At 73.5% G+C, this 25,858-nt stretch carries 21 protein-coding genes; 7 read left to right on the forward strand and 14 right to left on the reverse strand.

The features are described 5' to 3' along the window. Positions 1-96: 96 nt before the first annotated feature. The 4 genes from ABZ842_RS31775 to ABZ842_RS31790 all read right to left on the reverse strand — a co-directional run bounded on the left by ABZ842_RS31775 (position 97) and on the right by ABZ842_RS31790 (position 3,821). Entirely contained in the window at positions 97-645 is a 549-nt protein-coding gene (locus ABZ842_RS31775) for a DUF1697 domain-containing protein (protein WP_361544618.1), read from the reverse strand. Positions 646-679: 34 nt separating this feature from the next. Then, the gene (locus tag ABZ842_RS31780; RefSeq protein ID WP_361544621.1) at positions 680-1,987 is read right to left on the reverse strand and encodes a sugar ABC transporter substrate-binding protein; all 1,308 of its coding nucleotides are present in this window, start codon (positions 1,985-1,987) and stop codon (positions 680-682) included. Then, positions 1,984-2,781, reverse strand: coding sequence for a carbohydrate ABC transporter permease (locus ABZ842_RS31785; protein WP_361544822.1), 798 nt, complete (start codon positions 2,779-2,781; stop codon positions 1,984-1,986). The genes ABZ842_RS31780 and ABZ842_RS31785 overlap by 4 nt, the downstream gene beginning before the upstream one ends. Positions 2,782-2,891: 110 nt before the next feature. Beyond that, positions 2,892-3,821 carry a sugar ABC transporter permease gene (locus ABZ842_RS31790; protein WP_361544624.1) on the reverse strand — a complete coding sequence of 310 codons (930 nt, stop codon included), beginning with the start codon at positions 3,819-3,821 and terminating at the stop codon, positions 2,892-2,894. Positions 3,822-4,008: 187 nt separating this feature from the next. On the opposite strand from ABZ842_RS31790, the gene ABZ842_RS31795 reads away from it, so the two are divergent. Then, on the forward strand, positions 4,009-4,884 hold the full coding sequence (locus ABZ842_RS31795; protein WP_361544627.1) for an aminoglycoside phosphotransferase family protein: 876 nt from the start codon (positions 4,009-4,011) through the stop codon (positions 4,882-4,884). A gap of 369 nt (positions 4,885-5,253) precedes the next feature. Here the strand turns inward: ABZ842_RS31795 and ABZ842_RS31800 are convergent, their stop codons facing one another. Both ABZ842_RS31800 and ABZ842_RS31805 read right to left on the reverse strand, forming a co-directional pair. Beyond that, on the reverse strand, positions 5,254-5,976 hold the full coding sequence (locus tag ABZ842_RS31800; RefSeq protein ID WP_361544630.1) for an exonuclease domain-containing protein: 723 nt from the start codon (positions 5,974-5,976) through the stop codon (positions 5,254-5,256). Between the two features lie 63 nt (positions 5,977-6,039). After that, on the reverse strand, positions 6,040-7,281 hold the full coding sequence (locus ABZ842_RS31805; RefSeq protein WP_361544633.1) for an SAV2148 family HEPN domain-containing protein: 1,242 nt from the start codon (positions 7,279-7,281) through the stop codon (positions 6,040-6,042). Between the two features lie 364 nt (positions 7,282-7,645). Here ABZ842_RS31805 and glgX point away from each other — a divergent pair, with 364 nt between their 5' ends. Continuing rightward, entirely contained in the window at positions 7,646-9,805 is a 2,160-nt protein-coding gene (gene glgX, locus ABZ842_RS31810; protein WP_361544636.1) for a glycogen debranching protein GlgX, read from the forward strand. Between the two features lie 420 nt (positions 9,806-10,225). Beyond that, a complete protein-coding gene (gene treY / locus ABZ842_RS31815) occupies positions 10,226-12,592 on the forward strand; it encodes a malto-oligosyltrehalose synthase (protein ID WP_361544639.1) in 2,367 nt (788 codons plus the stop codon). Positions 12,593-12,625: 33 nt separating this feature from the next. Here treY and ABZ842_RS31820 read toward each other — a convergent pair whose 3' ends face one another. Further along, positions 12,626-13,189, reverse strand: coding sequence for a DUF1707 and FHA domain-containing protein (locus ABZ842_RS31820; RefSeq protein ID WP_361544642.1), 564 nt, complete (start codon positions 13,187-13,189; stop codon positions 12,626-12,628). A 326-nt stretch (positions 13,190-13,515) separates the two neighbouring features. Between ABZ842_RS31820 and ABZ842_RS31825 the strand changes: the two genes are divergently transcribed. Together ABZ842_RS31825 and ABZ842_RS31830 are read left to right on the forward strand one after the other, a co-directional pair. Next, on the forward strand, positions 13,516-14,421 hold the full coding sequence (locus ABZ842_RS31825) for a GNAT family N-acetyltransferase (RefSeq protein ID WP_361544645.1): 906 nt from the start codon (positions 13,516-13,518) through the stop codon (positions 14,419-14,421). 105 nt (positions 14,422-14,526) lie between these two features. Beyond that, complete coding sequence (locus tag ABZ842_RS31830) at positions 14,527-15,810, forward strand: MFS transporter (protein WP_361544648.1); 1,284 nt, start codon at positions 14,527-14,529, stop codon at positions 15,808-15,810. Between the two features lie 19 nt (positions 15,811-15,829). On the opposite strand, the gene ABZ842_RS31835 is transcribed toward ABZ842_RS31830, so the two are convergent. Beyond that, complete coding sequence (locus ABZ842_RS31835) at positions 15,830-17,185, reverse strand: GH1 family beta-glucosidase (RefSeq protein ID WP_361544651.1); 1,356 nt, start codon at positions 17,183-17,185, stop codon at positions 15,830-15,832. 108 nt (positions 17,186-17,293) lie between these two features. On the opposite strand from ABZ842_RS31835, the gene treZ reads away from it, so the two are divergent. Both treZ and ABZ842_RS31845 read left to right on the forward strand, forming a co-directional pair. Beyond that, positions 17,294-19,048, forward strand: a complete 1,755-nt coding sequence (treZ, locus tag ABZ842_RS31840; protein ID WP_361544654.1) for a malto-oligosyltrehalose trehalohydrolase — start codon at positions 17,294-17,296, stop codon at positions 19,046-19,048. A 33-nt stretch (positions 19,049-19,081) separates the two neighbouring features. Next, complete coding sequence (locus ABZ842_RS31845) at positions 19,082-20,080, forward strand: aldo/keto reductase (protein WP_361544657.1); 999 nt, start codon at positions 19,082-19,084, stop codon at positions 20,078-20,080. A gap of 286 nt (positions 20,081-20,366) precedes the next feature. Here the strand turns inward: ABZ842_RS31845 and ABZ842_RS31850 are convergent, their stop codons facing one another. From ABZ842_RS31850 to ABZ842_RS31875, 6 genes are all read right to left on the reverse strand, one after another. Further along, positions 20,367-21,506, reverse strand: coding sequence for an aminopeptidase P family protein (locus ABZ842_RS31850; RefSeq protein ID WP_361544660.1), 1,140 nt, complete (start codon positions 21,504-21,506; stop codon positions 20,367-20,369). A 61-nt stretch (positions 21,507-21,567) separates the two neighbouring features. Continuing rightward, on the reverse strand, positions 21,568-22,611 hold the full coding sequence (locus ABZ842_RS31855) for a hypothetical protein (RefSeq protein ID WP_361544663.1): 1,044 nt from the start codon (positions 22,609-22,611) through the stop codon (positions 21,568-21,570). A 41-nt stretch (positions 22,612-22,652) separates the two neighbouring features. Further along, positions 22,653-23,306: a nucleoside/nucleotide kinase family protein gene (locus ABZ842_RS31860; RefSeq protein ID WP_361544666.1), complete on the reverse strand. Its 654-nt coding sequence runs from the start codon at positions 23,304-23,306 to the stop codon at positions 22,653-22,655. Positions 23,307-23,415: 109 nt separating this feature from the next. Further along, on the reverse strand, positions 23,416-23,823 hold the full coding sequence (msrB, locus tag ABZ842_RS31865; RefSeq protein WP_361544669.1) for a peptide-methionine (R)-S-oxide reductase MsrB: 408 nt from the start codon (positions 23,821-23,823) through the stop codon (positions 23,416-23,418). Between the two features lie 13 nt (positions 23,824-23,836). Next, on the reverse strand, positions 23,837-25,237 hold the full coding sequence (gene murC, locus ABZ842_RS31870) for a UDP-N-acetylmuramate--L-alanine ligase (protein ID WP_361544672.1): 1,401 nt from the start codon (positions 25,235-25,237) through the stop codon (positions 23,837-23,839). Between the two features lie 56 nt (positions 25,238-25,293). Further along, complete coding sequence (locus ABZ842_RS31875) at positions 25,294-25,746, reverse strand: indole-3-glycerol phosphate synthase (protein WP_361544675.1); 453 nt, start codon at positions 25,744-25,746, stop codon at positions 25,294-25,296. Positions 25,747-25,858 lie beyond the last annotated feature (112 nt).

Here is a 25,858-nt window from a genome sequence, read left to right on the forward strand (position 1 = left end):
GCTGTTCGCGCAGTTCCTCCCCCTACGCCCCTGGGCGTAGGGGGAGGAACTGCGCGAACAGCCCACCACCGGCTGGTGGAGACCAACGCTCCCGACCTAGGGGCTCGTCAGTTCGACGAGCTTCGTCACCGTGTTCCAGTTGCGGGTCGTGGCGACGAGGCCACGGGTGACGGTGGGGCGGGCGAGGGCGTCGGCGAGTTTGGAGCGGCCGAGCCCTTCGGGGGCGTACAGATACAGCGCGCGGTCCCCGATGCGGAACTCCTCGGGGGCGAACGCCGCCGGGTCGATCCCGTCGAACCGCTCGGGCGCGACGGGCCCGGAGAAGTACGTGACGTGCAGCTGCTTCGCCTCCAGCGCGTCGGCCGGGAAGGGGCAGCCGGCCACGACCGCGCGCAAGTAGTCGGCGTTGCGCACCACGCAGTCGACGGCGAAGCCGAAGCGGCGCTCGATGGCCGCCTCCAGAGCACGGCGCACGGCCTCGCCCTCGGCGTCTTCGACGGTGAAGGCCGCGTTGCCGCTCTGGAGGTGGGTGACGACGTCCCGGTGGCCGAGCTCCGCGATGACGGAGCGCAGTTCGGCCATGGGGACCTTCCGGTGGCCGCCGACGTTGATTCCGCGCAGGAGTGCCGCGTATCTGGTGCTCATGGCTCAACCCTAGGGACCGGGTCCGACAGTGCGTTCAGTCCCGCTGGTAGCGGGCGAGCACCAGGTTCCCGTCGCGCACCAGCCGCTTGCGCAGCTCCCGTGCGTCGATCGCCCCGCTGTAGTACTCCTGGTACGCCGGGGTCGCCACCTTGTCCTTCCACTCCGGGTAGCCGCGGACGGACTGGGCGGGCGCGGGGCGCAGTCCGCGGGCCAGCGCGGTGCCCACGGCCCATCCGTGCTCGGCGGTGCGCAGGGAGGGATCGGCCAGGGCCCGGGTCCCCGTCGGGAGCATCCAGTCGCCGCGGGCCAGCCGGACGGTGTTCTGCGGCTGGAGCAGGAAGTCGAGGAAGCGGGCGGCCTCCCGCTTGTGGCGGGTGTCCTCGGCGATGGACAGGGTCTGCGGGCTCACGCCCTGCACGGCGCCACCGGGCCCGACGGGCATCGGCAGCACCGTCCACTCGAAGCCCTCGGGGGCCTGCTGCACGACCTGTTGGCGGTACGAGAAGCCCAGCGGCACCATCGCGTACTTGCCGCCGAAGAAGCCGGGCAGGGCGTCGGAGCCGCCGCCGCCGAGGGTGCTGCGGGCCGCGGTGCGGTCGCGGTTGACCTGGTCGTGCACGACGGACGGCATCACGCCGTCCGCGTCGGTGAAGCGGATGCGGACCTTGCCGTCGTCCTCGCGGTGGAAGAGCCGCCCGCCGGCCGACAGCGCCATGTTGAGGCTGATGGAGACCGGCTCTTTGAGGGGCCAGGCGACGGCGTGCTTCCCCTTGCCCATCTGCTCGGTCAGATCCTTGGCGACCTCGCGGAACTCCTCCCAGGTCCAGGGGGCTTCGGGGGTGGGGAGCCGGACGCCGGACCGGTCGAGGAGCTTGCGGTTGGCGATGAGGACCTTGGGTTCCTGGAGGAAGGGGACGCCGTACACGCCCTCGCCGAAGGTCGTGCTGCGCCAGCTCTCCCGGGGGATGTCGGAGACCAGCCGTTCGGGGAGCAGCCCCCGCAGGTCCGCGAGGTATCCGCCGTAGGCGAAGTCGGCGAGGTCGTCGGAGGCGTCGTGGATGACGTCGGGCGCCTCGCCGCCCTCGAAGGAGGTCAGCAGCTGGTCGTGGACGCTTTCCCAGTTGCCCTGGACGTAGCTCACGCGGACGCCGGGGTTGGCCGCGTTCCACTCCCGCACCAGTGCCTTGTTGACGTCGACGGACTCCTTCTGCCAGGCCAGGGAGAGGAAGCGGAGGCGGATCGTGCCGTCGTCCGACCCGCCGTCGTCCGCGGTGCAGCCGGTCAGCAGCAGGGCCAGCGCGGCGAGGAGGGTCAGCAGCTTCGTCGGCTTGCTCCGGATCATGACTTCATCGCCCCCGCGAGCACGCCGCCGGTGATCCGCCGCTGGATGAGCGCGAAGACCAGCAGGGACGGGATGGTCGCCAGGAACGCGGCGGCGGCGAGCGGGCCGAGGTCGGCGACGCCCTCCGCGCCGATGAAGTGCGTCAGCACGATCGGCAGGGTCTGTTTCTCCGGGGACTTCAACAGCACGAGCGCGAAGAAGAACTCGTTCCACGCCGTGACGAAGGCGAAGAGCGCGGTGGCGACGATGCCGGGCGCGAGCAGCGGCGCCGTGACCGACACCAGGGTGCGGGCCCGGCTCGCGCCGTCCACCGCCGCTGCCTCCTCCAACTCCCGCGGCACCGCCCGTACGTACCCGGTGAGCATCCACAGCGCGAACGGCAGCGCCCACACCACGTACACCAGGACCAGCCCGGTCAGGGTGTTGATCAGCCGCAGGTTCTTCAGGACCAGGAACAGCGGGATGATCAGGAGGACGAAGGGGAACGCCTGGCTGAGCACCACCCAGCCGGTGGCGGCGGTGGCCAGCCGGGTGCGCACCCGGGCGATGACGTACGCCATCGGGGTGGCGATCACCACCGCGATCAGCGCCGCCGAGAGGGCCACCAGGAGGCTGTTGCCGGCGGCCCGCAGCAGCGGGTGCTCGTCGAACGCCTGCCGGAAGTTGTCGAGGGTGGGGTCCTTCGGGATCCAGGTGGGGTGCAGCGAGCCGAGTTCGCGGGCCGGTTTGAAGGCGGTGGACACCAGCCACAGGAACGGCAGGGCGAGGAAGAGCAGATAGCCGAGGAGGGCCAGGTACTGCCCGGCGCGACCGGCCGTCGTCCGGACGCCGCGGCGGCGTCGGCTGGCGGGACGGGGTGCACGGGCAGGCGTGCGGGCGTGGTCGATGACGTCACCTGGCTGCTTCACCGCTCGTCGCCTCCTTTGAGCCGGCCCACCAGGTAGCAGGCGAGCAGCACCGAGATCACCGCGACCATGACGCAGCCCATGGCGGCGGCGTAGCCGAACTGGCCGTAGCGGAAGGCTTCTTCGTACGCGAAGAGCATCGGGAGCCGGGTGCGTCCGCCGGGGCCGCCGCTGGTGAGCACCCAGACCAGGGCGAAGGCGTTGAAGTTCCAGATGAAGTTGAGGGCGGTGATCGCCAGGGCGACGGGCCGCAGCGCCGGCCAGGTCACGGTGCGGAAGCGGCGCCAGGCCCCGGCGCCGTCGAGGGCGGCGGCCTCGTGGAGCTCCTGCGGGGTGTTCTGGAGGCCGGCGAGCAGGGCGACCGTGGTCTGCGGCATGCCCGCCCAGATGCCGACGACGATCACGGCGGGCAGCGCGGTGCCGAGGCCGGTGAGCCAGGCATGGCCGTCGCCGAGGCCCAGGTCGCGGACGGTCTCGTTGAGGATGCCCGCGTCCGGGTTGTAGACCAGGCGCCACATGATGCCGACGACGACCTCCGGCATCGCCCACGGGACGATCGCGAGGGCGCGTGCCAGCCAGCGCAGCCGCAGGTCCTGGTTGAGCAGCAGGGCGAGCCCGAGGGCGAGGGCGAACTGGGGGACGGTGACCCCGACGGCCCACAGCAGCCCGATGCCGAACGACTCCCAGAAGAGGGTGTCCTTGAGCAGGTCCTGGAAGTTCAGGGTGCCGATCCACTGGGTGGGCTCGGTGCGACCGGCCTGGGCGTCGGTGAAGGCGAGGGCGACCCCGTACAGCAGGGGGCCGACGCTCAGCACCAGGATCGGGATCAGCGCGGGCAGGACGAGGAACCAGGCCCCGTGGTCCAGGTGCCGGCGCTGCGGGGGGCGGGTGCGGGTGGGGGTGGGGGGAGCCGTGGTCACCGCCGTCACGGTTACGACTCCTTCGCTCCTGCGCTGCGGGTTTGCTGGTGCGGGCCGCTCCTTACGGGCCTGTGACATCGTCGTGACAGGCCCACCGGCCGTCAAGGACGCCTGCCGCGAATGCGAGACTTTGGCGAGTTCGCACAGGTGAGTACGGGTGAGTACGGCTGAGTACGGAAGGCGCGGGACGCGAGGGATGGACGAGGCACGGGCACGGGAGGTCCTGGACGCCGCGGGGCTGGCGGCGGCCGGGGCGGCAGGGGCGCCGGGAGGCGCCGAGCTGATCGCGCTGGGCGAGAACGCGGTGTTCGCCGTCGGCGACGCGGTCGTCAAGGTCGGCCGCTCGCGGGAGCTGTGGGAGCGCGCGGAGCGCGAGGTGGCCGTCGGGGCGTGGCTGGCGGCTGCCGGGGTCCCGGCGGTGCGGCCGGCGGAGGGTGGCGCGCGGCTGGTGGCGGGGCACCCCGTGACGGTCTGGCACCGGCTGCCGGCCGCGGTGCGCCCCGCCGTGCCCGCCGACCTGGCGCCGCTGCTGCGGCAGGTGCACGCCCTGCCGGCGCCGGACTTCGCGCTCCCGCGCCGTGAGCTGCTGGGCGGGGTGGAACGGTGGCTACGGCTCGCGGGCGACGCGATCGACCCGGCGGACGCGGCGTTCCTGCGGGCGCGGCGGGACGGCTTCGCGCAGGCCGCGGCGGCGCTGACGCCGCATCTGCCGCCGGGGCCCATCCACGGCGACGCGCTGCCGCGCAACGTCCACGTCGGCCCGGACGGCCCGGTCCTGGTCGACCTGGAGACCTTCTCCGCGGACCTGCGCGAGCACGACCTCGTGGTGCTGGCGCTCTCCCGAGACCGGTACGGGCTGGCGGCGGAGGCGTACGACGCGTTCACCCGGGCGTACGGGTGGGACGTGCGGGAGTGGCAGGGCTGCGGGGTGCTGCGCGGGGCGCGGGAGACGGCGAGCTGCGCGTGGGTGGCGCAGCACGCCCCCACGAACCCGAAGGCGCGCGAGGAGTTCACCCGCCGCGTGACGTCCCTCCGGGACGCGGATCCGTCCGTCCGCTGGTACCCCTTCTAGCCCGACGGGCGCGCCGCCGCGGGCCGCGGCGCCCGCTCTCTTCTGCGGCCCGTCGCTGGTTGCTGCGCAGTTCCGCCCCCTACGCCCAGGGGCGTGGGGGGACCTCCAGCGCCCCTACCCCCCGCCCTGTGGGCGAGGGGGACGTTGGCATGGCGCACCAGAAGCAGGAAGCAAGAGGCTATGGCGAGCCGCAACAGGGGCGCGAGGAACTGCGCGACAAGCCACAGTGCACCTGCAGAGACCAGTGCGCCCGCAGGGCTACGACGGGTTTGTCCAGGGGTGCAGGGCACAGGTGGGGGTCCCCCAAGCCCCTGGGCGCAGGGCGCAACTGCGTGAGCAGCCCGCACCCGGGCGCGGGGAGCGCGCCGGTCAGCTGGCCACCGGGGTGGGGGCGCGGAGGGGCCAGGTCGCGTCGACTTGGGCCGAGGCGTTCCCCTTGCGGCGGAGGAAGGACTCGAAGTCCTTCGCCCACGCCGCGTACCAGCCGATCTGACGCGCATGCAGCTCCGCCGCCGTGCTCGCCGCCACCGACTCATGGCGCTTCGCCACCGCCCGGGCCACCCGCACCGCCGCCTCCGCGTCCGCCGTCGCGTCGTGCGCGTCGGCGAGCTCCACCTCGTACTCCGCGCAGGCCGCTTCCAGGGTGCGCTTGCCCTTGCGGTAGCGGTCGACGGCGCGGTCGATGGTGAGGGGGTCGATCACCGGCGCCGCGTCGCGCCCGCCGAGGCGCTCCGACAGCGTCGGCAGGTCGTGGCGCTGGAGCTCCGCGGTGAGCAGCGTCAGGTCGAACGCGGCGTTGTACGCGACGACGGGGGTGCCCCGCTCCCAGTGCTCGCACAGGACCGCGGCGACCTCGTCGGCCACCTCGCGCGCGGGGCGGCCCTCCGCCGCCGCCCGCTCCGTCGTGATCCCGTGGATCGCGGACGCCTGCTCCGGGATCCGCACCCCGGGGTCGGCGAGCCAGACCCGCCGCTGAACGGGCCCCTCCACGCCCATGTGGACGATCGCCGCCGTGACGATCCGGGCCTGGAACGGCTCCGTGCCCGTCGTCTCCAGGTCGAAACCGACCAGTGGTTGCGTGTGCCAAGTCATCCCGGGCCCCTTCTCCATGACGCTCCCCCAGTTGCCCTTCACCCTCGCATGCCGCACTGACATTCAAGAGACCGGGCGGGAGTCGGCCCACACCGACTCGAACTCCTCGCGGTAGATCTGGAACAGACCGTGCTCCCCCGGGTCGTCCGGATCCGCGGCCCGCACCACCGACCGTCCGCCGCCGCGCAGCACCAGCACCGGCGCCTCGATGCCGCGGGCCTTGCGCAGGTAGGTCTGGACGACGGCCACGCCGTCGGGTCCGTCGCCGTCGACGAGGTACGCCGTGAAGCGGGGCGTCTCGTCGAAGACGTGGATCTCGAACGCCCCCGGGTCGCGCAGCCGCGAGCGCACCCGGCGCACATGGAGGATGTTCATCTCCACCGTCCGGCTCAGCTCGCCCTTCTTGAGTCCCAGTTCGCGCTCCCGGCGCTTGACCGCGCTGCTCGCCGGGTTGAGGAAGAGCAGCCGCACCCGGGCGCCCGCCTCGGCGAGCCGGACCAGGCGCCGGCCGGAGAAGTTCTGGACGAGCAGGTTGAGGCCGATGCCGACGGCGTCCAGCCGGCGCGCCCCGCCGAACAGGTCCTCCGCCGGGAGCTGGCGCTGCAGGCGCACCCGGTCGGGGTGGACGGAGACGACGTCCGCGTACCGGTCGCCGACCAGGTCCTCGACGGCGTCGACGGGCAGCCGGTCCGCGGACCGCGTGCCGGTGCCCGAGCCGAGCATCTCCAGCAGCCGGGCGGACGCCCGTTCGGCCTGGGCGAGCACGGCCTCGTTGAGGGCCCGGTTGCGGGAGACGACGTTGCGCGCCACCTCCAGCTCGTCCAGCGCCAGCTCCACGTCGCGCCGGTCGTCGAAGTACGGCTCGAAGCAGGGCCAGTGCTGCACCATCAGCTCGCGCAGCTGGGGCAGGGTGAGGAAGGAGAGGACGTTGTCGTCGGCGGGGTCGAGGAGGTAGCCCTTGCGCCGGGAGACCTCCCGGACGGCGACGGCCCGCTGCACCCACTCCTGCCCCGCGGGGCCCGCCGCCGCGACGACCCAGTCGTCGCCGTGCACGGGTTCGTAGATGGGGCGCAGGACGGCGGCGACCACGGCCCGCAGCCGCTGTTCCACCAGGTTCAGCCAGATGTAGGCGCGGCCGGCGCGCTGGGCGCGGGTGCGCACCTCGCGCCAGGACTCCGCGTCCCACTCCAGCTCCGACCCGATCTCCACCGGTCTGGCGAGGGAGACCGCGCCCGGCGGTGCGTCGGTGGTGTCCCCCTCGTGACCACCGTCACCGGGGGGTAGCTCCAGCCCTCCCGAGCTCACCGGCGTACCCCTTCCCGTCCCCCACCAAAGATCACCGCAGACTACTCCGCAAGCGTGAGGAGGTGCAGCCGGATGCACAGGCTCCTTTCCCAACTCCCGTTCGGGTGCGGGACGTTCTCGGCAGCGGGGGTCCGGGGAGTGAGCGGATTCATAGCGGTGGGGCCGGCGCCGCGGCCCGGGCGGCGCGGGGGGCGGGCGTCCGACGGCCTTCCGGGGCGCCGCGCGGGTGACGGGACGTACGCCGCATTGACGGCCGTCGTCCCGCGTCGTCCGGGGGCGGCCCGGGGGTGCTCGGGGTACGTTCGGTCGGGAACCGGGCCCCGCGTCCCCCACCCGCCCGGATCAGAAGGGGCAGAGTCCATCCATGCAGGTCTGGCCGGGGCAGGCGTATCCCCTCGGTGCCACTTACGACGGCGCCGGCACGAACTTCGCGGTGTTCTCGGAGGCCGCTCGGCGCGTCGAACTGTGCCTGCTGCACGACGACGGCTCCCAGACCTCGGTGGAGCTGCGGGAGAAGGACGCCTTCGTCCGGCACGCGTACCTGCCGGGGGTGATGCCGGGGCAGCGGTACGGCTTCCGGGTGTACGGCCCGTACGCGCCGGAGCGCGGGCAGCGGTGCAACTCCGCCAAACTACTGCTCGACCCGTACGCGCGTGCGATGAGCGGGGGCGTGCGGTGGGACGAGTCCGTCTACGGGTACCGTTTCGGCCGGCCCGACTCGCGCAACGACCTGGACTCGGCGCCGCACACCATGAGCTCGGTGGTGGTGAACCCGTACTTCGACTGGGGCGACGACCGCTCTCCCCGGACGGACTACCACCGCACCGTGATCTACGAGGCCCATGTGAAGGGCCTGACGATGCTCCACCCCGAGCTGCCGCCGGAGCTGCGCGGCACGTACGCGGGGCTGGCCCATCCGGCGGTGCTCTCGCACCTGACGGAGCTCGGCGTCACCACGCTGGAGCTGATGCCGGTGCACCAGTTCGTGCACGACCACCGGTTGGTGGACGCGGGGCTGCGCAATTACTGGGGCTACAACACCATCGGGTTCTTCGCCCCGCACAACGCGTACGCGTCCTGGGGCGAGCGGGGCGAGCAGGTGCTGGAGTTCAAGCACGCGGTGCGCGCGCTGCACCAGGCGGGCATCGAAGTCATCCTCGACGTGGTCTACAACCACACGGCCGAGGGCAACCACCTCGGCCCGACGCTCTCCTTCCGGGGCCTGGACAACGCGTCGTACTACCGGCTGGCGGAGGACCGGCGGCACTACACGGACACCACCGGGACCGGGAACTCGCTGCTGATGCGCTCCCCCCACGTCCTCCAGCTGATCATGGACTCGCTGCGGTACTGGGTCACCGAGATGCACGTCGACGGCTTCCGCTTCGACCTGGCGGCGACGCTGGCCCGGCAGTTCCACGAGGTGGACCGGCTGTCGTCCTTCTTCGACCTGGTGCAGCAGGACCCGGTGGTCAGCCAGGTGAAGCTGATCGCGGAGCCGTGGGACCTGGGCGAGGGCGGGTACCAGGTGGGGAACTTCCCCCCGCTGTGGACCGAGTGGAACGGCAAGTACCGCGACACGGTGCGCGACCTGTGGCGCGGCGAGCCGCGCACCCTCGCCGAGTTCGCCTCCCGGCTGACCGGCTCGTCCGACCTCTACCAGGACGACGGGCGGCGCCCGCTGGCCTCGGTCAACTTCGTCACCTGCCACGACGGCTTCACGCTGCGCGACCTGGTGTCGTACGACGAGAAGCACAACGAGGCGAACGGCGAGCAGAACCGCGACGGGGAGAGCCACAACCGCTCCTGGAACTGCGGGGTGGAGGGCGAGAGCGACGACCCGGAGGTGCGGGAGCTGCGGGCCCGGCAGATGCGGAACTTCATCGCCACGCTGATGCTCTCGCAGGGCGTGCCGATGCTCAGCCACGGCGACGAGTTCGGCCGCACCCAGGGCGGCAACAACAACGCGTACTGCCAGGACAACGAGCTCGCGTGGGTCCACTGGCCGCAGCCCGAAGCCGACGCCGACGCCGACCCTGCGGACGGTGCGGGGGACGGGCTTGCGGCGCGGGCGCTGCTGGAGTTCACCCGGACGATGGTGTGGCTGCGGCGCGACCACCCGGTCTTCCGCCGCCGCCGCTTCTTCCACGGCCGGCCCGTACAGGGCACCCACGACGAGCTGACGGACATCGCGTGGTTCACCCCGCACGGCGAGCAGATGCGACCGCGGGACTGGCAGTCGGCGCAGGCCGGGGCGATGTCGGTGTTCCTCAACGGGCACGCGATCTCCGAGCCGGGCCCGCGCGGGGAGCGGATCCGCGACGACTCGTTCCTGCTGATGGTGAACGCCGGCGACGAGGACCTGGACTTCACGGTGCCCGTGGACCACGGCCGCGAGTGGCAGGTGGTGGTGGACACGGCGCGGACGGCGGGCGTGCGGGCGGGCGGAGGCACGAAGGTGGTCGGCGGCCAGCGGCTGCGCCTGCTGAACCGCAGCCTGACGGTCCTGCGGCGGCCCGCGTAATGGCGGGCCCCAGGTGTGTCCGTGGAGTCCCGCGTGCTTCCCTGCGCTTCTGGACGTAGCCGCCGTTTCCCTGCGGGTGCGATGGTCTCTGCGGGCCGTACGTGGTTGCTCGCGCAGTTCCCCGCGCCCCTGTTTCGCTACCCCCGTCGCTTGTCTGCGGGCTGAGGGCAGAGGCGTTTGGGGCGCTGGGGGTCCCCCCACGCCCTCTGGACGTAGGTGGGGGTGCCCCCGTGCCCACAGGGCACAGGGGGAGGAACTGCGCGAACAGCCACAGACGGGCCGCAGACGCAATGACACAGCCCGCCGCACGGCGAAACCGCCGCCGACCGGGTGCGGGGCCGGGGTGGTGTCACTCCAGTGGGTCAGGCGCGGGGTGGGCGCACTGACACAGGTGGCGTCCGCGCGGGTACGTACGCCACCATGAACCCCACCGCCACCTATCGGCTCCAGCTCCAGCCCGACTTCCCCTTCGCGCGGGCCGCGGCCGTGCTGCCGTACCTCGCGGGCCTGGGGGTCTCGCATCTGCATCTGTCGCCGGTGCTGGAGGCCGTGCCCGGCTCCACCCACGGCTACGACGTCACGGACCCCACCCGGGTGCGGGCCGAACTCGGCGGCGAGGAGGGGCTGCGGGCGCTGGCCGCCGCCGCCCGGGAGCACGGCATGGGCCTGGTGGTGGACGTGGTGCCGAACCACATGGCGCTCAGCCCGCGCCACAGCCCCGCCCTGTGGGAGGTGCTGCGCGACGGCCCCGCGTCGCCGTACGCGCGCTGGTTCGACGTCGACTGGGACGCGGGCGGCAGCCGGGTGCTGCTGCCGGTGCTGGCCGGGCCGTTCGGGGAGGAGTTGGCGGCCGTACGGGTGAACGGCGACACGGTGGAGTACGGGGAGCACCGCTTCCCGCTGCGCACCGACGGCCCGGCCCCCGATGCGGACCTGGTGGAGCTGCTGGACGCCCAGCACTACCGGCTGGGCTGGTGGCGACTGGCCCGCACCGAGCTGACCTACCGGCGCTTCTTCACCGTCGCGGAGCTGATCGGGGTGCGGGTGGAGGACCCGGAGGTCTTCGACGCCACCCACGCGAAGGTCCTGGAGCTGGTGCGGGACGGGGTGGTGGAGGGGCTGCGGGTGGACCACCCCGACGGGCTCGCGGACCCGGAGGCGTACCTCGCCCGGCTCGACGGGGCGACGGGCGGGGCGTGCTGGACGGTGGTGGAGAAGGTCCTCACCGGCGCCGAGCACCTGCCGCCGTCCTGGCCGGTCGCCGGCACGACGGGGTACGACGCGCTGCGGTACGTGGACGGGCTGTTCACCGACCCGCAGGGCGCGGTCGAACTCACCGCCTCCTACCGCCGGTTCACCGACGTCGCGGGCGACCGCGGCGGTTACTGGGACGCGACGGCCCGCCGCGCGGCCCATCGGGTCGTCTCCCGCGATCTGGCGTCGGAGACGGCGGCGCTGACCCGGCTCGCCGTCCGGGTGTGCGCCGGGGAGCCGGCGTTGCGCGACCACGCGCCGTGGGCGCTGCGGGCCGCGGTCCGCGAGCTGCTGGTGCGCCTGCCGGTGTACCGGCCGTACCGGGTCGGCGGCGAGGAGGTGCTGACGCTGCGGGCTGCGGCGGTCGCGAAGGCCACGTTCTCGGTGCTGGCGGAGAGCTCCGCGGTGGACGTCGTACGGGACCTGGCGCTCGGGCGGCTCGGCGCCGGCGCCGACCACGACGCCTTCCGCGCCCGGTTCGCCCAGACGGCGTCGGCGCTGCGGGCGAAGTCGGTGGAGGACACGGCGTACTACCGGTACGTCCCGCTGCTGAGCGCGAACGAGGTGGGCGGCGACCCGGGCGAGCCCTCGGTCACCCCGGCCGCGTTCCACGAGCACTGCGGGCGCATCGCCCGCGACTGGCCGACCACGGGCACGGTGCTCACCACGCACGACACCAAGCGCAGTGCGGACGTGCGGGCCCGGATCGCGGTGCTGACCCAGTGCCCCGAGCGGTGGGACGCCTTCCTCGCACAGGTCACCGAGGAGACGGCCCGGGCGGAGGGCGGGCGGGCGCCCGACGCACAGGTGGCGTGGGCGGCGTGGCAGACCGCGGTCGGCTTCGGCTTCCCGTACGAGGACCGGTTGCGGGCGGCGCTGCTGAAGGGGGCCAGGGAAGCGGCGCTGCACACCAGTTGGACGGAGCCGGACGAGACGTACGAGCGGGCGCTCGCGGCCTTCGTCGCGGCCGGTCCCGCCGGTCCCCCGCTGTACACGGTGGCCCGCTTCGCCCGCGAGTTGGAGCCCTGGGCGCGGGCGAACGCACTGGGCGCGGCGCTGCTGCACCTGACGGTGCCGGGCGTGCCGGACGTGTACCAGGGCACGGAGCGGGAGTACCTGGCGCTGGTGGACCCGGACAACCGGGCGCCATTCGACGAGGGGCCGTTCGACGAGGGGCCAGGGGGCGAGAGGTCGGGGGACGAGAAGACGGCGCTGACCCGGGCGGCGCTGCGGCTGCGCCGGGAGCGTCCGGAGGTGTTCGGAGCATCGGGCACCTACGTGCCGCTGGAGGTCAGCGGGCCGGCGGCCGAGCACTGCGTGGCGTACTGCCGCACGGGCGAGGTGGTGGCGGCCGTCACCCGCCTGGCGCTGCGGCTGGAGCGGGCCGGCGGGTGGCGGGGCACGGAGGTGGAGCTGCCGGACGGACCGTGGACGGACCTGCTCGCGGGGCGCGAGGTCCATGGCGGACGGGTGGCGGCGGCCGAGCTGTTCCTGGAGGGGCCGGTGGCGCTGCTGGCCCGCCCACGGGGGTGAACACCGCTCCCCAGCCGGCCAGGTGAGGCGTGGTCAGCGGGCGGTGAGGCGGAAGGCGATGTTGCCGAAGGAGACCGCGTCGCCGGCGCGCACCGGGATCGCGCCGGTCACCCGGCGGCCGTTGACCGTGGTGCCGTTGGTGGAGCCGAGGTCCCGCAGGATCCACACGCCGTGGCGCAGGCTCAGCTCCGCGTGCGCCCGGGACACGCTCTCGTGCGTCAGCCGCAGGCCGTTGCCCGGGTCGCGGCCTATCCGCAGGGCGTCGGGGCCGGGCTCGGGCAGCAGCAGCGCCGGGAGCTTCTCGGCGTGCCACGCCCTGCGCAGCCGTACGAAGAACGCGGACGCCCCGCCCACCGAGCGGACCAGTCGCTGGCCGAAGCCGCCGTCGCCGTGCAGATCGGCGGTGAGTGCCTTCAGCTGGTCCGGGTCGCGGGCGGCCAGGGCCAGCTCCATCCGGCGCTGAAACGTGTCGTACGAGAGCCGGCCGTCGGCAGCGCCGTCGGTGAGCACGCTGATGGCCCGGTCCCGCTCGGCGTCGGTGGGGCGCGGCGGGACGGGGCCGACGGGCAGAGCGGGGAACTCCGTGGACGACGTCACGCCGTCAATTGTCGGTCCGGCACGGTCGGGGTGTCCACACGATCGACCGCTTCGACCGCTGGGGCCCGGGTGTTGACCTGCGCGGAAGCCATGGTTCCGGCCCGGGCGCGGGCGGCGGGCGCGCTCGGAAACGGCCTCGGAAAAAGGCACTGGACTCCCGCGGATCTTCGGGTTAACGTGCTCACGACGCCGAAGAGACCAGGTCGGAAGGAGGCGAGTGCCGTGCAGTCCATCGCTATCTCGCGCTCCCTTCCCCACCTTCGCGCGTACGTCAGCTGACCGGGAGCGCAGTTCATCCGCTGTTTTGCATCCCGGAGGCTTTCTCCATGACCTCTCTGGTCATTCGCGCCCTCTCCGAGGGCGACGCCCATCTTTTCGACACCCTGCCCGACCCGCTCGGCATCGCCGAAGCCCTGGCCGGTCGGACCCACCGCCCCGAGTGGAAGCGGGTCGCGCTGCGCGACGGCGTGGTCGTCGCCCGCGCCGCCTGGTGGGGCGGCCCGAACGACACCTCCCCCATCAACGTCAACTGGTTCGACGTCGCCGACGGCGAGGAGGAGGCGGGTGCCGAGCTGCTGCGCACCTCCCCGTTCCAGGTGGACTACGAACTCGTGCTGCCCGCCGACTGGCGGGCGGACCCGGTGCTCAAGGCGGCCGGCGAGGCCCGGATCCGAGCGGCCGAAGCCGCCGGCATGAGCGTCCTCGTCGAGCGCTACCGCTACCTGTGGACGCCCGACTGCGGGCTCCCCGAGCGGCCGGGCCGGCTGGTGTTCCGGCCCGAGCCGGACGACGAGGTCGTCCTGGACGTGCTGCGCCGCGTCCACACCGGCACCCTCGACGCGCACGCGCTGCGGGCCATCGAGGAGGGCGGCCTGGACCAGGCGGCCCGGGAGGAGCTGGAGTTCTTCCACTGGTGCCCCTCGCCGCGCGAGTGGCTGCAACTCGCGTACACCCCGCAGGGGGAGCTGGTCGGGCTGCACGTGCCCGCCCACAACCCGAGCGGGCCGTGCGTGGGCTTCATCGGGGTGGTGCCCGAGGCCCGCGGGCACGGCTACGCCTACGACCTGTTGGTGGAGTGCACCCACCGGCTGGTGGAGGAGGGGGCCCGGGAGATCGCCGCGGCCACGGACCAGCCGAACGTGCCCATGGCGAAGAACTTCGTCCGGGCCGGCTACCCGATCGTGCAGGAGCGCATCGACCTGGTGCCGGGCGCGGCGCCGGCCGCGCGGTAGCCCGTACGCGACGCCGTCCTGAGCGTTGATCGTGCGCGGGGGTGTCCGTAAGCTCCGGGCACCCCCGCCCCGCTCGGGGCGCGGGCGCGAGCCGCGTGGAGACGCATGGAGACGTACGGTCCGCACGCACCGCCGCCGGACGCCCGCGGGAGCGGGGCCGGGGTCGAGGGCGGTCTTCCCGCGGAGCCGGTGCGTCCGGTCGGCGCGGGGTGGATCTCCACGCTCGTGCTGGCCACCCTGGGTCTTTACATGGCCTTCCTCACCCCGATCCAGGTGCTGTTGGCCGAGCAGATCGACGAACTCGACCCGGCCGGCAAGGAAGTGGCTCTGGGTTGGGTCACCGGCGTCGGTGCGCTGGTCGCCGTCGTCGCCAACCCCGTCGCCGGGGCCCTGTCGGACCGTACGCGCTCCCGCTTCGGCCGGCGCCGGCCGTGGATCGTCGGCGGCGCGGTGCTGGGCGCGGCGGGCCTCGCGCTGACCGCGGCGCAGTCGACCGTGGTGGGCGTGGCGCTCGGCTGGTGTCTGGCGCAGTCCGGGCTGAACGCCATGCTCGCCGGGGTGAACGCCGTCGTCCCCGACCAGGTGCCGGTGCGACAGCGGGCCGTCGTGTCCGGCTTCGTCGGCGTGCCGCAGACCCTCGGTCTGGTGGTCGGCGCTGTCCTGGTCACCGTGGTCGTCACCGACGTCACGGCCGGCTATCTGGTGCTGGCGCTGGTGACGGTGGGGTGCGCCCTGCCGTTCGTCCTCGTCTCCCGGGATACGGCGCCCGCGGCGGCGGGCCGGCCGGCTTCGCGGCCCCTGCGGGACGCGTGGATCAGCCCGCGGGCGCACCCCGACTTCGCCTGGGCGTGGTTGACCCGGTTCCTCGTGATGCTGGGCAACGCCCTGGGCACCCTGTACCTGCTGTACTTCCTCGAAGACGCCGTCCACCACGACGACCCCGGCGGGGGCGTGCTGGTGCTGACGCTGCTGTACACGGCGGGAGTCGCGACCACCGCGGTCGTCGGCGGGGTCGTCTCCGACCGGTCGGGGCGCCGGCGGGCCCTGGTCTGCGTCGGCTCGGTGGTGATGGCGTTGGCCTCGCTGCTGTTGACGTTCTGGCACACCTGGGCGGCGGCGACCGTCGCGGCGACCCTGCTGGGCCTGGGCTTCGGCGTGTACATCGCCGTCGACCAGGCCCTGATCACACAGGTCCTGCCGCGGGCCGGGGACCGCGCCAAGGATCTCGGCGTGATCAACGTCGCCAACGCGGCGCCGCAGGTCCTCGGGCCGGCGCTGGCCGCGCCGATCGTCGCGTACGCGGGCGGGTACGCGGGCCTCTACCTCGTCGCGACCGTGGTCACCGCACTCGGCGGGGCGCTGGTCTGGCGGATCCGCTCGGTGCGCTGACGATCCGTCACTCGTTCCGTCACTCGGCGTGCTGGGCGGCGATGACGTCGCGGTACCAGTGGTAGGACGCCTTCGGGGTGCGGGCCAGGGTGTCGTAGTCGACGTGCACGAGGCCGAAGCGCTGGCGGGTGCCCTCCGCCCACTCGATGTTGTCGGTGAGGGACCAGGTGAAGTAGCCGCGCACGTCGACCCCTTCGGTGATGGCCCGGTGCAGGGCGCGCAGGTGCCCGTCGAGGTAGGCGATGCGGCGCTGGTCGTCCAGGCCCTCGTACGAGCAGCCGTTCTCGGTGATGTGGATCGGCGGGAGGCGGTCGCCGTAGCGGTCGGCGAGGCCGACGAGGGCGTTGCGCAGTCCGTCGGGGACGACGGGCCAGCCGAAGGCGGTGTGCTCCACCCCGTCGATGTCGTGCAGGACGAAGGGGAGTTCCGCGGGAACCTCGACGCCGCCGAAGCCGCTCCTGCCGTTGGCGCTGCGCGTGCCCGGCGCGCCGACCAGCATCGGCGCGTAGTAGTTCACCCCGTACCAGTCCAGGGGGGCCGCGATGGTGGCGAGGTCGTCGGCGACCGGTCCGGGCAGTCGGGCGGCGAGTGCGCCGTCCGGGTGGGTGCCGGTGAGGATCGGGTCGGAGAACATCCAGTTGGTGAGGGTGTCGTACAGCTCGGCGGCGGCCCGGTCCGCCTCGGTGTCGGCGGCCGGCAGCACCTGGGAGTGGGAGAGGGCGACGCCGATGCCGCCCGCGCCGGCCGCGCGCAGCGCGCCGACCGCGAGGCCGTGGGCGAGGAGTTGGTGGTGGGCGGCGGGCAGGGCGTCGAAGAACAGCCGCTTGCCGGGCGCGTGCACGTCGATCGCGTAGCCCAGCAGGGTGACCTCGGCCGGCTCGTTGATGGTGATCCACATCGGGACGCGGTCGGCCAGCCGCTCGGCGACGACCCCGACGTACTCGGCGAACCGGAACGCGGTGTCGCGGTTCAGCCAGCCGCCGGCGTCCTCCAGGGCGAGCGGGGTGTCCCAGTGGTAGAGCGTGGGCGCGGGGGCGACGCCCCGGGCGCACAGCTCGTCGACGAGCCGGTCGTAGAAGTCGAGGCCGGCGGCGTTCACCGGGCCCCGGCCGTCGGGCACGACGCGCGGCCAGCTGATGGAGAAGCGGAACGCGTCGGCGCCGAGGCCGGCGAGGAGGCCGACGTCCTCGGCGTACCGCTCGTAGAAGCCGGTGGCGCGGTCGGTGTCCGCGCCGTCCTTGATGCGGCCCCGGGCGGCGAAGGCGTCCCAGCCCGACGGCCCCTTGCCGTCCGCGCGGGCGGCGCCCTCGGTCTGGAACGCGGCGGCGGAAGCGCCCCAGAGGAACCCGGCCGGGAACTTCGGCAGTGTCGGCATGGCCCGTGACCCTACTGGCCGCACCGAGTGCCCATCCAGACCCCGGACTCGTCAGGATGGGGAGCGTGGCCGGGATGCGGCGTCGAGGACGGACGAGGGGATGCGCCTGTGCTGTTCGAGGTGTGGGCGCCCCGCGCACGCGAGGGGGTCGCGCTGTGGCTGGCGGGCGAGCGGCGACCGATGGAGCGCGACGAGGACCGTCCGGGCTGGTGGCGGGTGGAGGCGGACGCGAGCGACGGCACGCGCTACGGCTTCGCGCTGGACGACGGCCCGGTACTGCCCGACCCGCGCTCGCGCCGTCAGCCCGACGGCCCGGAGGGGCCGAGCGCGGTGGTGCTCCCCGACGCGTACGACTGGGAACGCGACTGGCCGGGGCGGGGGCTGCGCGGCGCCGTCCTGTACGAGCTGCACATCGGCACGTACACCCCCGAAGGCACCTTGGACGCTGCGGCCGACCGGCTCGATGAGCTCGCGGAGCTGGGGGTGTCCCATGTGCAGCTGCTGCCGTTGTGCCCCTTTCCCGGGGTGCACGGCTGGGGGTACGACGGGGTGCTGCCGTGGGCGGTGCACGAACCGTACGGCGGGCCGGCGGCGCTGAAGCGGTTCGTCGACGCGGCGCACGGGCACGGCCTCGGCGTCGTCCTGGACGTGGTCCACAACCACTTCGGCCCGTCGGGGAACCACCTGCCGGCCTTCGGCCCGTACCTGACCGAGGCGCACCGCACGCCGTGGGGCCCGGCGGTCAATCTGGACGGGCCGGGCTCGGACGAGGTGCGGGCGCACCTGCTGGGCAGCGCGCTGCGGTGGCTGCGGGAGTTCCGTCTGGACGGGCTGCGGCTGGACGCGGTGCACGCGCTCGTCGACGACCGTGCCCTCACCTTCCTGGAGGAGCTGTCGAGCGCGGTGGACCGGCTCGCCGGCGACCTGGGCCGGCCGCTCTTCCTGATCGCCGAGTCCGACCGGAACGACCCCCGCACCACCGCGGTGCGCGACACGGGCGGCCTCGGGCTGCACGCCCAGTGGAACGACGACTTCCACCACGGGTTGCACACCCTGCTCACCGGTGAGTCCCAGGGCTACTACGCCGACTTCGCCGCCCACCCGGACGGCGGGCCGGCGGGGGCGCTCGCCAAGTCGCTGACCCGGGTGTGGTTCCACGACGGCACGTACTCCGCCTTCCGGGGCCGCACCCACGGCCGCCCGGTGGACCCGACCCGCGCCCCGGCCCACCGCTTCGTCGGCTTCGCCCAATCGCACGACCAGGTCGGCAACCGGGCGGCCGGGGACCGGCTGTCGGCGTCGCTGGAGCCGGGCCTTTTGGCGTGCGCGGCGGCCCTCGTGCTGACGGGCCCCTTCACTCCGATGCTGTTCATGGGCGAGGAGTGGGGCGCCCGCACCCCCTGGCAGTACTTCACCGACCACACCGACCCCGAGGTGGCGCGGGCCGCGAGCGAGGGCCGCCGGCAGGAGTTCGCGGCGCACGGCTGGGGCGCCGATCGGGTGCCGGACCCGCAGGACCCGGCCACCCGCCGGCGGTCCTGCCTGGACCGGTCCGAACGCACCCGTCCCCCGCACGACCGGCTGCTGGCCTGGTACCGGGAGCTGATCGCGCTGCGCCGGGACCAGCCGGACCTGACCGACCCGGACCTGGCGACGGTGCGGGCGACGTACGACGGGGCGGGCCGGTTCGTGGTGCGCCGCGGCGACCTGCGGATCGTCTACAACCTCGGGGCGGAGGCGGTGCGCGTGCCGGTGGGTGCGGGCGCCCGGGTGCTGGCCTCCTGGGATCCGTCCGAGGCGCCCGACGCGGACGGCGGGCTGCGGCTCGGCCCGCGCAGCTGCGCCGTCGTCCTCGTCCCGTGACGGAATGCCGGCCCTGACCATAGGGTCGGTGCCATGGAGCAGAAGAACCTCGGCAGGACGGGACTGCGCGTCAGCGAACTGGCCCTCGGCACCATGAGCTTCAGCGGCGACGACGACGGCCACCGGGTCCTCGACGCCTTCGCCGACGCGGGCGGCACGTTCATCGACACCGCCGACATGTACGCCGGCGGCGCGTCGGAGGAGATCCTCGGCCGCTGGCTCGCCAAGCGGCGACGGGAGGACTTCGTCATCGCGACGAAGGTGTGGGGGCGCATGGGGGACGCGCCGAACGACCAGGGGCTGGGCCGCAAGCACCTGATCGCCGCGGTGGAGGCGAGCCTGCGGCGGCTGGGCACCGACTACGTCGACCTGTACCAGACCCACATCTGGGACGCCTGGACCCCGCTGGAGGAGACCCTGGCGACCCTGGACGCCCTGGTGACCGCGGGCAAGGTGCGCTACCTGGGCACCAGCAACGTGACGCCGTCGCAGCTCCAGCGCTCCCTGGACCTGGCGCGGCACGCCGGCTGGGAGCCGTACGTCTGCCTCCAGCCGCGCTACAACCTGCTGTGCCGCGAGACGGAGTGGGAGCTGCTGCCGCTCTGCGCCGAGCAGGGCGTCGGCGTCATCCCGTGGGGCCCGCTGGCCGGCGGCTGGCTCACCGGCAAGTACCGGCGGGGCATGGAGTCCGTGCCCGAGGGCTCGCGCGAGGCGCACTGGCAGCGGCAGAGCGGCAAGGAGGGCTGGCGCACGAAGGCGACGGAGGAGACCTGGCGGGTGCTGGACGCGCTGGAGGAGGTCGGCGCGCAGACCGGCCGTACCCCGTCCCAGGTGGCGCTGCGCTGGCTGGCCGAGCAGCCCGGGGTGACGGCGCCGATCCTCGGGCCGCGCACCGCGGATCAGCTCGCCGACCACCTGGGCGCGGTGGGTTGGCGGCTGACGGAGGAGCAGCGGACGCTCTTGGACGAGGCGAGCGCCCGCCCGCTGCCGTACCCGTACGAGATGCTGTCGCGACTGGGCGACAACCGCTAGGACCCTGCGGCTGGCTTGGCGTACGCGGTTCCGCCGTGCGGCGGACTGTGCCATTGCGTCTGCGGCCCGTCTGTGGCTTGTCGCGCAGTTCCTCGCGCCCCTAAATACCTCCGCCTCCAGCCCGCAGACATATGGCGGGGGAAGCGAAACAGGTGGCGCTGGGGGTCCCCCCACGCCCCTCGGGCGTAGGGGGCGGAACTGCGCGAACAAGCCCCACCGGGCCGCAGAGACCAACGCTCCCGCAGGGCTACGGCGGCTACGTCCAGACGCACAGAGGCGTGCGCGGCTACTCGACGATCGCCATCGTCCGGTCCGTGGCGTTCAGCCGGCGGCCACCGTCCTCGGTGACCGTCACGATGTCCTCGATGCGCACGCCGAACCGGCCCGGCAGGTAGATCCCCGGCTCGACGGAGAAGCACATGCCCGCCACCAGCGGCTGTTCCTCGCCCTCGACGATGTACGGGGGCTCGTGGGTGGTGACGCCGATGCCGTGGCCGGTGCGGTGGATGAACAGGTCGCCGTAGCCGGCCTGTTCGATGATCTCGCGGGCCGCCCGGTCGACGTCCTCGCAGGGCGCGCCGGGCCGGACCGCGTCGCAGCCGGCCTGCTGGGCCTCCCGCACGACGTCGTGGACGTGCTGCTCCGCCGGGGTCGGCTCGCCGACGTGGACGGTGCGGGTGGTGTCGGAGCCGTATCCGTCCTTGAGGCCGCCGAAGTCCATCACGACCATGTCGCCGTGCTCGATGGTGCGGTCACCGGCCTCGTGGTGGGGGTTGGCGCCGTTGGGGCCGGAGCCGACGATGGTGAAGTCCACCTGGGAGTGGCCGAACTGCCGCAGCAGCGCGTCCAGGTCGCGGGCGACCTCCGACTCCCGGCGGCCGGCGAACCGCACCTTCAGGATCTCCTCGTACGTGGCGTCCGCCGCCGCGCCGGCCGCGGCCAGCCGTGCCAGTTCATGGGCGTCCTTGACGGCGCGCAGCATCGGCAGGACGTCGGTGAGCGCCGCGTACGAGCTGTCCGGCAGCGCCCTTTGCAAGCCGAGGACGTGCAGGGCCCAGGTGTTGTCGCTGACGGCGTACCGGCCGGCGGGCGCGAGCAGGTCCGCGGCGATCGCGTACGGGTCCTTGCCGTCGGTCCAGTCGCGCAGCGCGAGCTCGGGGGCGCCGACGGCCTTCGCGGCGTCCGGGGCCTCCAGCGCGGGCACGACGAGGACCGGGTCCGCTCCGGCGGACAGCACGAGGAGGGTGAGGCGTTCGGTGTCCGCGGGCGGCCCGTAGCCGGTGAGGTGGACGAGGTCGGGCCCGGGGGCCACGAGCACCCCGGCGAGTCCGGCGTCCGCGGCTGCCCGGGCGGCCCGGTCCATGCGGGCCCGGTAGTCGTCGGCGGTGAAGGGCGCGGGCGCGGCGGGCGCGGATGTGGTGGACATGGTCCCATCGTGCCCGCGGCGGGTGGCCCGCGCGACCCCTGTCGGGGCGGTACGGCGGCCGTCAGCGGCCGGCGCCGGGGCCGTCGCCGCGCTCGTCGTCGTCGCCCGGTCTCCCCAGGTCCTCGGCGAAGAGCCGCTCCAGCAGCTCCTGGAACTCCCGGCCGACCACGATCCGCATCCGCTCGACCTCTCCGGTGCCGGCGCCGTCACCGGCGTCGGCACCGTCACCATCGTCGTCCCGGTCGCTGAGCTGGGTGAGGGTGCCGTCGCGCCACCAGTAGACGTACGGGCTGATCGCCCCGGGGGTGTCGGCGAAACCGGACGCCGCGAAGCCGGCGAGCGCGTTGAGCGCGGGGATCAGGCTCACGTCCCGGATGACGTGGAAGGCGAGCTGGTGTCTGAAGGGGAAGGCGACCAGTGCGCCCTCCGGCGGCAGGGTCTCCCCCGTCACCTCCCGCACGACGCTCTCCAGCGCCAGCACCCGGCTGGCGGTGTAGAAGGAGTCCCCGACGACCACCTCGAAGCGCACGCCGTCCTCGCCCTTGACGGTCTCGTGGCCTTCGATGGGCAGTCCGCGGAGGTTGTACAGGGCCTGTTCCCGCAGGTAGCGCAGGTCTCCGAGGGGGGCCAGGGCCTCGTCGGTGAGCATCATGACGCTCTCCGGCAGATCGAGCGCGATGACCTCCCACAGGCCGGGGGCGAGGCTGCGGGCGTAGGTGAAGCCGGCCGGGTCGAAGCCCTCGGCGCCCAGGACGCGGGGGTAGAGCTGGGCGCGGATCTGCTCGGTGGGGAGCGTGTCGAGCGCGGACGGCGCTTCCATGGTGCGCAGCACCATGCCGACGTGCTTGCGGACCAGTTCGGGCCAGGCGCGCGGGCCGCGGTCGTCGTTGTGGACCACGGCGGCGAGGTTGGCGAGGCCGAACTGGCGGCCCGCGCTGTCGGAGACGACGTCCGCGTACACCGTCACTTCCAGGCCCTGCTCGGCGAAGGCTTCCCGCACGTGGGAGCGGAAGCGTGCGCCTTCGTCGACGGAGAAGTAGGAGAACTCGGGGTCCCGGGGCGCGTCGCGTCCGTCGCGCTTCGGCCCTCGCCGGAAGAACCCCACGTCATCCGCCTTTCACTCGACTGCCGTGCCTTCCTTCGAGCCTACCCACTTCGTCTCGGGGCGGGATCCGTCCGGGTCACGACGCGGTCGGCGCGGCTGCGGCCCGCGGCGACGAGCCGGGCGTTCGCCTCGTCGGACCGCGCCACCCAGCGCTCGGCTTCGGCGCGCTCCTTGCCGTGGGCGACGTGTCGCTCCACCAGCCGGCGCACCCGGGTGTCCCGGTCGAGCTCCAGGTACCACGTCTCGTCGAGGAGCGGCCGGACCCGGGCCCAGGGGCCGGCGTCGTGGAGCAGGTAGTTGCCCTCGGTGACGACGAGCGGTACGTCCGGGGGCACGGCGATGCTCCCGGCGACCGGTTCCTCCAGGTCACGGTCGAACGCGGGCGCGTACACGGTGACGCCGGGGGCCGGTGCGCGGAGCCGGGTGAGGAGGGCGACGTACCCCTCGGCGTCGAAGGTGTCGGGCGCGCCCTTGCGGTGGGCGCGCCCGAGCCGTTCGAGCTCGGCCTGCGCGAGGTGGAAGCCGTCCATGGGCACGAGCACGGCGTCACGGCCGAGCGCGGCGACGAGTTGCCGGGCGAGGGTGGACTTCCCGGCGCCCGGGGCGCCGGCGATCCCGAGGATCCGTCGGGGTCCGGCTGCGACGAGACCGCGGGCGCGGCGCACAAGCTGCGACGGCAACGACGACGACCCCATGCGCCCAGTGTCCCACCCGTCACGCCGGGTGGGCCCCGCCCCGGGACCTACCCGCCGTGGGCCCTGCGGGGTGCGTCAGACCGCCGACGCCCCGCAAGGGGACGAGCCCTCAGCCCTCGTCAGGGGTCAGCCGCAGGGAGACGCTGTTGATGCAGTAGCGCTGGTCCGTCGGCGTCGGATAGCCCTCACCTTCGAACACATGCCCGAGATGCGAGCCGCAGCGGGCACACCGGACCTCCGTCCGCGCCATCCCGTGCGACCGGTCCTCCAACAGCTCGACCGCGTCCGAGTCCTTGGGGTCGTAGAAGGACGGCCATCCGCAGGGCGAGGCGAACTTCGTGTCGGAGCGGAACAGCTCCGCACCGCACGCCCGGCAGGCGTACACGCCCTCCGTCTTGGTGTCGGTGTACTCCCCGGTGAACGCGGGCTCCGTGCCCGCCTGCCGCAGCACGTGGTACTCCGCGGGGCTCAGCTCCGCGCGCCACTGCTCGTCCGGCTTCTCGATGTCGTACGCCATGAAAACCGCTTCCTCAGCTCGACAGACGGGCCAGGATGCGCGGACCGAGGTCCGTCACGTCACCCGCCCCCATGGTGAGAACGAGGTCGCCGGGCTTCGCCATTCCCGCCACCACCTCGGTGACCGCGGCTGCGTCGGCGGAGCGGACGGCGGTGACGTCCGCGCCCGCCGCACGGGCCGCCTCGACGATCATGTCGCTGGTGACGCCGGGGATCGGGTCCTCGCGCGCCGGGTAGATGTCCAGCACCACGGAGGCGTCGGCCAGGGCCAGCGCCTGGCCCATCTCCTTGCCCAGTTCCTGGGTGCGGGAGAAGAGGTGCGGCTGGAAGACGACGAGCAGCCGGGAGTCGGCCGCGGCGCCGCGCATGGCCTCCAGGTCCGCCACCATCTCGGTGGGGTGGTGGGCGTAGGAGTCGATCACCTGGACGCCCGCCGCCTCGCCCTTGAGCTGCAGGCGGCGCTTGACGCCGGTGTACGCGCCGATCGCCCGCGCCAGGTCGGCCGCGGGGACGCCGAGCGCGGCGCCGGCCGTGAGCGCGGCGACCGCGTTCAGGGCGTAGTGGCGGCCGGGCACGGAGACCGTGAAGGTCAGCTCCGCGCCGTCGAGCGAGACGGTGACTTCGCTGGTCAGGCCGTGCGGAACGATGCTCAGCACCTGGACGTCCGCCACCGCCGACTCGCCGTACGTGGCGATCCGCAGGTCCACGCGGTCCCCGAGCCGGGAGGTCAGCTCGACGGCGCCCTCCTGGTCGGCGGAGACGACCAGGGTGCCGCCGGGGGCGACCTTGCCGACGAAGGTTTCGAAGGACTCGTGGATCTCGTCCATCGAGGCGTAGTTGGCGTGGTGGTCCAGCTCCACGTTGAGGACGATCGCGACCTCGGGGTCGTACTTGTGGAAGCTGCGGTCGCTCTCGTCGGCCTCGGCGACGAAGATCGCGCCGTCGCCGTGGCGGGCGTTGGTGCCGGGCCCCGCCAGGTCGCCGCCGATGGCGTACGAGGGGTCGAGGCCCAGCTCGCCGAGGGCCACGGCCAGCATGGACGTGGTGGTGGTCTTGCCGTGGGTGCCGGCCACGGCGATGGCGCGGCGTCCGACCATCAGCGACGCCAGGGCGTCGGAGCGGTGGACGACCGGGACGGACAGCTCGGCCGCGCGCAGCAGCTCCGGGTTGTCGGTGCGGATGGCGCTGGAGACGACGACGCAGCTCGCGTCGGAGGCCAGGTGCCCGGCCGCGTGGCCGATGTGGACCGTGGCGCCGAGCTCCCGCAGGGCATCCGCCGTGGGCGACTCCTTGGCGTCGCTGCCCGCGACCTGCGCACCGCGCCGGGCGAGGATCTGCGCGATGCCGGACATCCCAGCGCCACCGATGCCGATGAAGTGCGGGCGTTCCATGGCTGCGGGGATGGCGGATGCCATGCGTGTCTGCCTTTCGCTTCGGGTCCCGGCCGGCTGCTCTCCGGCCGGTGACCACCCTATTCGCTGTGCGCGAAGAGCTTGAGCACCGGTACGCCGACCTTGTGGCGCGCCCGGGACGCCCAGTCGCGGTGGAAGAACTCCTCCACGTAGTGCGGCGCGGTCAGCACGATCACCTCGTCGGCATTGGCCTCCTCCACGACCGCCTTGAGCTTGTCGAGCGGGTGGCGCTCGATGACCTGCCCCACCGCCTCGGAGCCGGCCTCGCGCAGCGCGCGCACGGAGTGCTCCAGGGCGAGTTCGGCCGGGGCCAGCGCGTCCTCGCCCTCGGGTTCCTCGCCCTCGTGGACGGCGTCCTTCAGCTCCCCGAGCGCAACGTCGTCGATGGCGCGCAGCAGCGCGTCCGCCTGGTCGCCGCGGGGCTGCAACAGCACGACGAAGGAGACGACCTCGTCTCCGTGGAGGGTCGTCACGAAGTCCACGTCGTCAGGGGTCAGAGGCTTCTCGATCATCAGTACGGTTGTGAACACGTTCAGGAGCCCTTCTGCGGAAACCATCCTTCCCCGTGCCCGCACGGGGTCTGCAGGAGTAAGTGTGCCCGCCCGAAGCTAACCGGAACGAGAA

The organism is Streptomyces sp. NPDC047315 (assembly GCF_040643215.1).
GTDB lineage: Bacteria > Actinomycetota > Actinomycetes > Streptomycetales > Streptomycetaceae > Streptomyces.